Origin of the sequence: Microbacterium sp. MYb66, from assembly GCF_002979435.1 — a bacterium.
Taxonomy (GTDB): Bacteria; Actinomycetota; Actinomycetes; order Actinomycetales; family Microbacteriaceae; genus Microbacterium.
In genome coordinates, this window is the sequence record NZ_PCOV01000002.1 from 725,498 (window position 1) to 734,175 (window position 8,678).

An 8,678-nucleotide genomic window follows, 5' to 3' on the forward strand; every position below is an offset into this window, starting at 1 on the left:
GGATCGCTGACATGTCCTTCTCCACACCCCTCCTCGCCGCCGATCACCGGGCCGGAGTCGTCTATGAGATCCGTGACGGCTCCCGGCGTGTCGCCGTCGCCGACAGCTGGCTGGCCGAGCACGCCGGCTTCCTGCGGCTTCCCGCCGGAGCTCCCGGGCGATGGGCGTTCGCAGACGACCGCGGTGGCGCCCTCGTCGTCGGCGATGCGGACTCCGTGCGGCGCATCCCGATCGCCATCCCCGCCGAGCACCTCGCCTGCGATGCCACCGGACGCCACGTGGTCGTCACCACCGGTCTGGGGATGAACGCGGAGCCGTGGAGCGACGTCGTCTCGGTCGTCGATATCGCCTCCGACGCCTCGGCGCGGTTCCGCGTGCGCACCGGCGAGCCCGGAGTCGTGATCGCTCCGGATCAGGTCTCCGGCGAGCCGACGATCGTGCTCCGCCATCGCGAACCCGGTGCCGTCGAAGCGCTGCCCCTCACGGCGGCGCTCGAAGTCGGACCGCACGCTCCGGTCCTTCGCGGGCCCCTCCTCGACGACCTCGCCCCCGACGGCCACGGCGAGGTGATGGATCCGGCATCCGGCATCGTCGGCATCGCCTCGAGCCGTGGCCTGGAGCGCTTCGTCGTCGATGCAGGCGCGCCCCGGGCCCTCGGTATCGTGCCGTGGCCCGCCGAGGGGCGAGCCTATTACCTGCGCCTCACCGGCGACGACCGTCGAGCCACCGGCATCGTGCGCGGCGGACCGGCCGCCCCCGGATCGTGGCCGGACTGGACCAACACGTTCGTCGAGATCGACCTCGCTTCCGGGGCATCCCGCACCGTGCCGCTGCCGCCGGGACTCGCCTTCCGGTTCGCCCTCGCCGCGGGTGTCGCGGCGATCGCCGTCATCCATCCCGACGGAGATGTCGTGATCCGGATCGATCGGGAGGACGCGTGCATCTCTCGGATCACCCCGGTCCCGGCGATGACGCACCCGCCCCGCGCAGGGGTCATGCCCTGGGACGGCGTCGACGGTCGCGCAGCGCAGCGCCGATCCATCGCGATCGATCCCCGCACCGGAACGATCGCGGTCACCAGCGGCGGCGACGGCACGATCCTCCTCCTCGACGACGACGGCGACATCTCGACGATCACCCTGCCCACCCCGCTCGACGAGGGGGGACACCTGCTGTGGGCCGGCGACGACGAGCGCATCGACGATCTGGTGGGCCGATGAGCGCTCATCGATCCGCGCTCGATGATGCCCTCGCACGCGCGGAGCGCCACGGTCGACCGGGCCTTCCCGTCGGGGGATTCGTCCTGGGTCGAGCGGACGACCGTTCCCGTCGCGGCATCCACCGCCTGGACGGCACGACCGTGATCGAGCCGGATGGGCACCTCCATCGGATCTTCCCGTCGCCCGACCGTCGACGCATCGCCGTCGAGTGGGCCCCCACCGCCGACGAGAACGCCATCCTCGGCATCGTCGACGTCGTCGCCGGCGCTCTGCGACTGCACCCCGACATCCGCCTGCGCTACGACACCGTGCTCTGGGCGCCCGACTCGCGGAGCCTCGACGTCGTCGCGAGCCGTGACGGGATGGTCGTGACCCTGGACCTCGAGCATGAGGAGCAGCGCGCGGTCGCTCTGGAACCCGATGTACGACTGCGACTGTTCCCGGGTGGGGCGGACGGTCTGCGCGCCCTCGGATCGCGTTCCCGCGGCACGACACTGACCGACCGCGCCACCGGAGCATCGCTGGGACGGTGGCCGGCGCTCCTGCGCGCCTTCCCGCTCGGCACCGGCGTGCTGGTGTGGCACGACCGCGGGCTCGATGCCGTGCCGAACGTCGATGCCGGGAAAGACGATGCCGGGAAAGACGGGGCACTCTGGCGCTGGCACGATCCCGACGCGCTGATCGTCGATGTCGCGGTGCAGGACGACCGCGTCGTCGTCCTCGCCGTCGCCGACGGGCGCAGCGTGCTCATCGACCTGGTCGACGGTGTCGAGGTCGCGCGCATCGAGGCCGCGTCGAGCCCCTCCGATGCGCTGACCACCACGATGATCGGCGTCGACGACGGCGTGCTGCGTCTCGGCGTCGAGGGCCCGCTCACTCCCCCTCGCCTCCTGGAGCGCGCGCACCAGTGGACCATGGTGGTGCCGGCCGCTGCCGTACGGCCCCTCGGCACGACCGTCCGCCACGACATCCGCGCCGACGACGGCGTGATCCTGACCGTCCACGTGACCTCTCCCCCGGGAACGGAGGGTCCGCTGCCGCTGATCCTGACCTGCTACGGCGGGTTCGGCGTGCCGCACCTTCCGCTCTTCGAGCCGACCGTGCCCGCCTGGGTCGAATGTGGCGGAGCGTACGCCGTCGCGCAGCTCCGCGGGGGTGGCGAGCGCGGAGATGCCTGGCGCGAGGCGGGCCGCGGCAGGAGCAAGCACCGCACGATCGCCGACCTCGCCGACATCGCGCGCGGACTCGTCGAGGCCGGGATCACGCGACCCGACCTCCTCGTCCTCGCCGGGGCCTCTCTGGGCGGGGTGGTCGCGGCCGGGTGCGCGATCGCGCACCCGGAGCTGTGCGCGGGGTTCGTCACCACCGCCGCCCCCCTCGATCTGCTCGGCCTGGACGATCACCCGCTCGGAACACGCTGGCGCGCGGAGTTCGGCGATGACGGCACCCCCGAATCACGCCCTCGCCTCCGCACCCTGTCTCCTCTGACGCGGGCCGAAGCGCTCCCGGCCGGCACCCTGATCCCCTCCTACCTGGGCATCGTGCTCAGCGAGGACACCAGAGTGCTCGCTCGCGACACGCACCGGATGGTCGAGGCACTGCGACGGGCCGGCGGCTCTGCCCGTCTCTGGACGGCGACGGGGGCAGGGCACGGGGCGAACGAGTCCGCCGCACTGCACGAGCTGGGTCTCACGGTGCTGGACTTCGCAGCCGAGCTCACGATCGAGTTCGCCGCTGAGCTCACGACGGGAGGCGCCCGATGAGCGAATCGACCGGAGCCCTCACCGAGACGAACGCACGGCGCACCCCCGCCCTCCGCATCCCGCTTCTTCGTCGTCGCACCGGCGGACGACCCGGCTTCCGACGGATGCTGCCCGTCGGCCCGACCGTGACGACGATCGCCGTGCTCGCGGTGCTCGTCCTCGTGCTCTCCGCCGCGACCGGACCTGTCGCGGTGTCGCCCCTCGACGCCGCGAAGATCGTGGTGGGCCATCTGATCTCCGGCATGCCCTGGATGTCCGACGGCACTCTCACACCGTTGCAGGATCAGGCCGTGTGGCAGTTCCGGGTGCCGCGGTCGCTCCTGGCCGCGCTCTCGGGCGCAGGGCTCGCTCTCGCCGGCGCGATGATGCAGGCGGTCGTGCGCAACCCGCTCGCCGAGCCGTACATCCTCGGCGTCTCCTCCGGCGCGAGTGTGGGCGCCGTGCTGGTGATCGTGTCCGGCGGTGCCACGTTCCTCGGTCTCACCATGAGCGGGGCGGCGTTCGTGGGCGCGATGGTCGCCTGCATCCTCGTGGCCATGCTCGCGCGCATCCGCGGGGAGCTGTCCCCGACCCGGATGATCCTCGCCGGCGTCGCGCTGGGGGCGCTGTTGAGCGCGGTGACCAGTTATCTCACACTCACCACCGACGCCCAGAACGTCGTCAGCGTCATGTTCTTCCTGCTCGGCAGCGTGTCGGCCGCCGACATGTCGTCGCTGCTGATCCCCGCGGTCGCACTCGCCATCGCCTGCACCGCGGTCTGCGGACTCTCCCGGTTGATGAACGCCCTGCTCGCCGGGGACGAGTCCGCGATGGCGGTCGGCGTGCGCACGACCCGGCTGCGCGGGCTGCTGCTCGTGCTCGCCTCTCTCCTGACCGGGGCGATCGTGGCCGTGAGCGGCGGCATCGGCTTCGTCGGCCTCGTCGTCCCGCACATGGCGAGACTCCTGGTCGGCTCGGACCATCGGCGGATGCTGCCGATAACGGTCCTCGGCGGCGCACTGTTCCTCATGGTCGCCGACCTGCTGGCCCGCACCGTCGCGATGCCGACCGAGATCCCCCTCGGTATCCTCACCGCCTTCGTCGGGGCTCCCTTCTTCCTGTGGCTGATGCGCAGCGGCGGCGAGCGAGCGGGGTTCGACCGATGAGCGTGCTGTTCGACGGCGTGAGCGTCGCTCGCGGCGGCCGCACCGTGCTGCACGGGATCGAGCTCGAAGTCGGTGCCGGGCGCATCGTCGGACTTCTCGGGCCGAACGGCAGCGGCAAATCCACCCTCCTGCGCGCGCTCTTCACCGGCCAGCGCCCACTCGACGGTCGCGTCCTGATCGATGGCGCGGATGTGTCGCAGCTGGCCCCGCGCACCCTCGCCCGCACCGTGTCGGTCATGCTGCAGGACGCCCCGTCCGAGTTCGACCTGACCGTACGGGAGACGGTGCTCGTCGGCCGCTCGCCGCATCGCCCGCCCTTCAGCCGGGATACTCCGGAGGATCAGCGCATCGTCGACGAGGCGCTGCGCACTGCCGACGTGCACGATCTCGGCGACCGCCTGGTGCGGTCGCTCTCGGGTGGTCAGCGCCAACGCGTGATGCTCGCCCGCGCGCTCGCCCAGAGCGGCGAGATCCTCGTGCTGGACGAGCCGACCAACCACCTCGACATCGCCCACCAACTCGACCTGATGCGCGTCGTGAGCGGACTCGGGACGACCGTGATCGCAGCACTGCACGACCTCAACATCGCCGCGGCGTTCTGCGACGACGTCGCCGTGCTCGACGCGGGTCGGCTCGTGGCTTTCGGCGCACCCGACACGGTGCTCACGCCCGAACTCGTCGATGAGGTCTTCCACGTCACCGCCCGCATCGCCATCGAGGTCGACACCGGGGCGAGGGCGATGACCTTCCACCCGCGACAGCCCGTCGGCGACTGATCAACCGGCACCCGAATCCATACCCCTCACCCCTCAATCGAAGGAGAAGAAGAATGACACCCCGTACCCGAGCCACCCGTCTGCTGGCCGCCGTCACCGTCGGTCTGGGCGCGATCGCCCTCACCGCGTGCGGCGGTGGGGTCTCGACCGGAACGGCACCCGCCGCCTCCGGTGAGGTGATCACGATCGAGAACTGCGGCCGCACGGTCGAGATCCCGTCCACGCCGACCGCCGTCGTCGGGATGCACCCCTCGCAGACCGAGCTGCTGCTGCGTCTCGGTCTCGCCGACTCGCTCGCCGGTCAAGCCCAGGCCACGACGCAGAAGCTGCCGTCCGACGTCGCAGACCTCGCCACTGACGTGCCGGTCATCGGCGGCGACGCCCCGCCGAGCCGCGAGGAGCTCCTCGCCGTCGAGCCTGACTTCGTCTACTCGCCCACGACATACGAGTTCACCGCCGAGCAGGGCTTCGCCAGCATCGAGCAGCTCGCAGACGCCGGGGTCGCCGCGTACACCGCGACCGGCGGCTGCTTCGACCGTCGCATGGAGGGTACGGTCGACGATCTCTTCACCGACCTGGAGAACCTCGGCGCGATCTTCCACGTCGAGGACGAGGCTGCTGATCTGATCGCGTCGTCTCAGGCCGAGCTGACCGCCGTCGACAAGGCGGTCGACGGGCAGGATCGTCCCCGCGTCGCACAGGTCTTCATCGAAGGAACCACCCTCACCGCGATCGGCGCGGGGATCGAGTACGACATCCTGCAGCGCGCCGGTGCCGACAACGTCTTCACGCCCGACGACCCCGCGTTCGCCGACTTCTTCGCCGCCGAGATCACCCCGGAATCCCTCGCCGCCGAAGCACCCGACGCGCTCGTCTTCGCGGTGTCGGACCCGGCGCACGAGGCCGCGATCCGCTCCTACCTCGCAGCGACCTTCCCCGACATGCCTGCCGTGCGCGAGGGCCGACTGATCGCGGTCCCCTCGACCGACCTGTTCCCCGGCACGCTCGGCAACGTCTCAGCTGTCCGGCTGATCGCCGAGGGGCTCTACCCCGACACCGTCTTCGACTGATCCGCGTCGGCGAGCGCTGAGCCCCGGGGACCTCGATCTCCGGGGCGCAGGCCCCTCCGAGCTCGTCGTCACGCCTGCATGACCGCGAGCACGTTGCCCGCCGGGTCGCGGAACCACGCGATGTCCGGGCCCTGACCGTTGCCGCGGACGATGCCGCGGGAGTCGGAGGGGAACTCGTCGTCGCCGTAGATCTTGGTCTGCACTCCGCGCTCGATGAGCTCGTCCACCGCGGCGTCGACGTCGGCCACCGGGAAGTTCAGGATCGTGAAGCTCGCCGGGGTGTGGTTCGGCTTCGCGTAGATGAGGATCGATCCGCCGCTCGCGAGTCGCAGGTCGAGGAACCCCATCGCATTGACCTCGACGTCGAGGCCGAGGGTCGTGCCGTAGAAATCTTTCGCGGCGTCGATGTCGTCGACGCTGAAACCGCTGAACGCGTTATCCGCTGTGAAGGCCGCCATGTCTCCATGGTCCGCCGTCACCCGCCGATTGTCGAGACCCCTTCGCAGGTGCACGGCGGAGGACGCGATCGGTCAGCTGCAGCGGATCGAACAGCGCCCCGAGCCCGCCGCGCACCAGCAGCGTGTGCGCGCCCAGACAGACTCCGATCACGATCGCCGTCAGCACGACGGGGGCGATGGCCTCGAGCACCGGTGTCGTCCTCCACCCGGCAGCGCGCAGCCCCGCCTCGATCAACGCGAGAGGCATCATGTGGAGCACATAGATCGGGAGGGTCCGCCGTCCGATCCAGCGCAGCGGACGAGCGACGACCTCCGCCTTCCGATCGACGAGCGCCGAGGCGGCGACTCCGAACGCCACAGCGACCAGTGCGAGGGCCGGCCAGACACCGGGCACGAGACGGATGCCGAGCATCGACACGAGCGCGAGCGCACCGACGTACACGCCGCCGAGCAGCAGCGTCGCCCGCAGCCGAGGCCGTCCCGCGAAGCGCTCGACGGCCGCACGCAGACGGAGGCCGGCGAGGAAGAAGAACAGGTTCTGCACCAGCTGCCACAGGTTGCCGAGATCGGGGAGGAGACCGGCACCGGCGACCGCCGCGATCGCGAAGGCGACCGACAGCACCACAGCGGTCGGGACCCCGCGGGTCAGGCGTCCGACCACCAGGTACACCGCGAGCGCGAGCAGATACCAGAGGTTGGTCGGGCTGATCGTGAGCTGGGCGAGCAGTTCCCATCCGCTGGTCGCCCGCGCCGTGTCGAAGTCGGGCGTCAGCGCGAGCACGAACGTCTGGATGAGCACCCAGACGAGATACAGCAGGGCGAGCCGCGAGGCCCTCCGTCGCCAGGAGGCGCGCTCGGGGTCGAGCACCGCCCGCGCCGCGAACACTCCGGAGACCAGGAAGAACAGCGGGATGCGCAGGGGCAGCAGCTGCGCGTTGAGCGTCACCCAGACGTCCGTCACCGGCCCCGCACCATCGGCATCGATCGCGACCTTCGTGACCACGTGCCACAGCACCACGAGGATGATGCAGACCCCCTTCGCGACGTCCGGCCATCCGACGCGCGGTGCGGGAGCCGCAGTCACGATGCCGCGCGCACGAGACGCGCCACCAGGTCGACGTAGGTCACCCCTGCCGCCGCGAACATCCGCGGCACCTGCGATGCGGCCGTCAGTCCCGGCATCGTGTTGACCTCGTTCAGCACCGGCCCCTGTTCGGTGAGGAAGAAGTCCATCCGCGCGACCCCGTCGCACCCGAGCGCATCGAACACGGCGATGGCGGCGCGCCTGAGCGCGGCGGTCTCGGCCCCGTCGAGCTGTGCCGGGACCGTGAACCGCGCGCTGCCGTCGTACTTCGCTGCGGTGTCGAAGAGGCCGGTCGCGTGGATCTCCAGCGGCGGCGCCGCCCACCGGATGCCGCCCTTCTCGCGCAGCACCGCCACGTCGATCTCGCGTCCCCGCACGACCTCCTCGACCAGGATCCGCCGGTCGAAGCGCGCCGCCTCGCGCAGCGCCGCGAGCATCTCCCCCTCCTCGGTCACCAGGCTCACCCCGTGACTGGAGCCGGCCGACACCGGCTTCACCACCACCTCCCGCTCGAACTCCACGTCGCCGATGTCCTCGGCCGCGACCAGGCGCCCCCGGGCCGTGCCGAGACCCACGGCACCCGCCACCAGCTTGGTGGTCCACTTGTCCATACCGATCGCTCCGGCGCGCAGTCCCGACCCCACCACGCGCACTCCGGCGAGCGCACACAGGGCCGCGAGCGCCCCGTCCTCTCCGAGCGCGCCGTGCACCGCGGGGAAGACGACGTCGGTGCGCGTCAGCAGCGGAAGCGCGAGCGCGAGCGACTCGGCGACCGAGCCTCCGTTCGGACGGCCGTCGACGCGCCAGATCCCGTCACGATCGATGGTCGCGCACGTGACATCGTGATCGCCCATCCGCAGCGCGGCGGCGACGGCGGCCGCGGAGGCCAGCGACACCTCGTGCTCGGCGTTCTGTCCGCCGCCGATGACCAGCACCTTCGTGGTCATGCGACACCCCTCTGCACTCGTGTTCCGATTCCGGTGACGATGGTGTGCGGAATGGTTCCCGCCCACCGCGCCCACTCCTGCACCGACGGCACGGCTCCTCCCTCGGGCCCGAACACGGTCGCGACCGTGCCGCGCGGAAACAGCACCGCGCCGGTGTCGACCACGATCTGATCCATCGACACCCGCCCGACGAGCGGATGCCGTATCCCCCCGAT

At 71.2% G+C, this 8,678-nt stretch carries 9 protein-coding genes; 5 read left to right on the forward strand and 4 right to left on the reverse strand.

The window, feature by feature from the left end; translation table 11 throughout:
* Nucleotides 1-11: 11 nt before the first annotated feature.
* The 5 genes from CQ045_RS07265 to CQ045_RS07285 are packed head-to-tail and all read left to right on the forward strand — an operon-like array spanning nucleotide 12 to nucleotide 5,974.
* Nucleotides 12-1,220, forward strand: a complete 1,209-nt coding sequence (locus CQ045_RS07265) for a hypothetical protein (protein ID WP_105722100.1) — start codon at nucleotides 12-14, stop codon at nucleotides 1,218-1,220.
* A complete protein-coding gene (locus tag CQ045_RS07270) occupies nucleotides 1,217-2,983 on the forward strand; it encodes a prolyl oligopeptidase family serine peptidase (protein ID WP_105722102.1) in 1,767 nt (588 codons plus the stop codon). The genes CQ045_RS07265 and CQ045_RS07270 overlap by 4 nt, the downstream gene beginning before the upstream one ends.
* Nucleotides 2,980-4,128 (forward strand): iron ABC transporter permease, encoded by a 1,149-nt coding sequence (locus CQ045_RS07275; RefSeq protein ID WP_258130984.1) that lies wholly within the window; start codon nucleotides 2,980-2,982, stop codon nucleotides 4,126-4,128. The genes CQ045_RS07270 and CQ045_RS07275 overlap by 4 nt, the downstream gene beginning before the upstream one ends.
* Nucleotides 4,125-4,904 carry an ABC transporter ATP-binding protein gene (locus tag CQ045_RS07280; protein WP_105722104.1) on the forward strand — a complete coding sequence of 260 codons (780 nt, stop codon included), beginning with the start codon at nucleotides 4,125-4,127 and terminating at the stop codon, nucleotides 4,902-4,904. The genes CQ045_RS07275 and CQ045_RS07280 overlap by 4 nt, the downstream gene beginning before the upstream one ends.
* Nucleotides 4,905-4,957: 53 nt before the next feature.
* Nucleotides 4,958-5,974, forward strand: a complete 1,017-nt coding sequence (locus CQ045_RS07285) for an ABC transporter substrate-binding protein (RefSeq protein ID WP_105722106.1) — start codon at nucleotides 4,958-4,960, stop codon at nucleotides 5,972-5,974.
* Nucleotides 5,975-6,042: 68 nt separating this feature from the next.
* Here CQ045_RS07285 and CQ045_RS07290 read toward each other — a convergent pair whose 3' ends face one another.
* The 4 genes from CQ045_RS07290 to CQ045_RS07305 form a co-directional block, all read right to left on the reverse strand.
* Nucleotides 6,043-6,432, reverse strand: a complete 390-nt coding sequence (locus tag CQ045_RS07290) for a VOC family protein (RefSeq protein WP_105722108.1) — start codon at nucleotides 6,430-6,432, stop codon at nucleotides 6,043-6,045.
* Complete coding sequence (locus CQ045_RS07295) at nucleotides 6,410-7,516, reverse strand: acyltransferase family protein (RefSeq protein WP_181156474.1); 1,107 nt, start codon at nucleotides 7,514-7,516, stop codon at nucleotides 6,410-6,412. The genes CQ045_RS07290 and CQ045_RS07295 overlap by 23 nt, the downstream gene beginning before the upstream one ends.
* Nucleotides 7,513-8,463: a D-alanine--D-alanine ligase gene (locus CQ045_RS07300; RefSeq protein ID WP_105722112.1), complete on the reverse strand. Its 951-nt coding sequence runs from the start codon at nucleotides 8,461-8,463 to the stop codon at nucleotides 7,513-7,515. Before CQ045_RS07300 ends, CQ045_RS07295 begins: the two co-directional genes overlap by 4 nt.
* Nucleotides 8,460-8,678 (reverse strand): alanine racemase C-terminal domain-containing protein (locus CQ045_RS07305; RefSeq protein WP_308737010.1); only part of this gene is annotated, 219 nt, incomplete at its 5' end. The genes CQ045_RS07300 and CQ045_RS07305, both read right to left, overlap by 4 nt.

Excerpts from the sequence above, each read along its gene's own strand:
- CQ045_RS07290 (WP_105722108.1), bottom strand. The coding sequence starts at position 6,432 with ATGGCGGCCTTCACAGCGGATAACGCGTTCAGCGGTTTCAGCGTCGAC.
- CQ045_RS07300 (WP_105722112.1), bottom strand. The coding sequence starts at position 8,463 with ATGACCACGAAGGTGCTGGTCATCGGCGGCGGACAGAACGCCGAGCAC.
- CQ045_RS07265 (WP_105722100.1), top strand. The coding sequence starts at position 12 with ATGTCCTTCTCCACACCCCTCCTCGCCGCCGATCACCGGGCCGGAGTC.
- CQ045_RS07285 (WP_105722106.1), top strand. The coding sequence starts at position 4,958 with ATGACACCCCGTACCCGAGCCACCCGTCTGCTGGCCGCCGTCACCGTC.
- CQ045_RS07275 (WP_258130984.1), top strand. The coding sequence starts at position 2,980 with ATGAGCGAATCGACCGGAGCCCTCACCGAGACGAACGCACGGCGCACC.
- CQ045_RS07280 (WP_105722104.1), top strand. The coding sequence starts at position 4,125 with ATGAGCGTGCTGTTCGACGGCGTGAGCGTCGCTCGCGGCGGCCGCACC.
- CQ045_RS07270 (WP_105722102.1), top strand. The coding sequence starts at position 1,217 with ATGAGCGCTCATCGATCCGCGCTCGATGATGCCCTCGCACGCGCGGAG.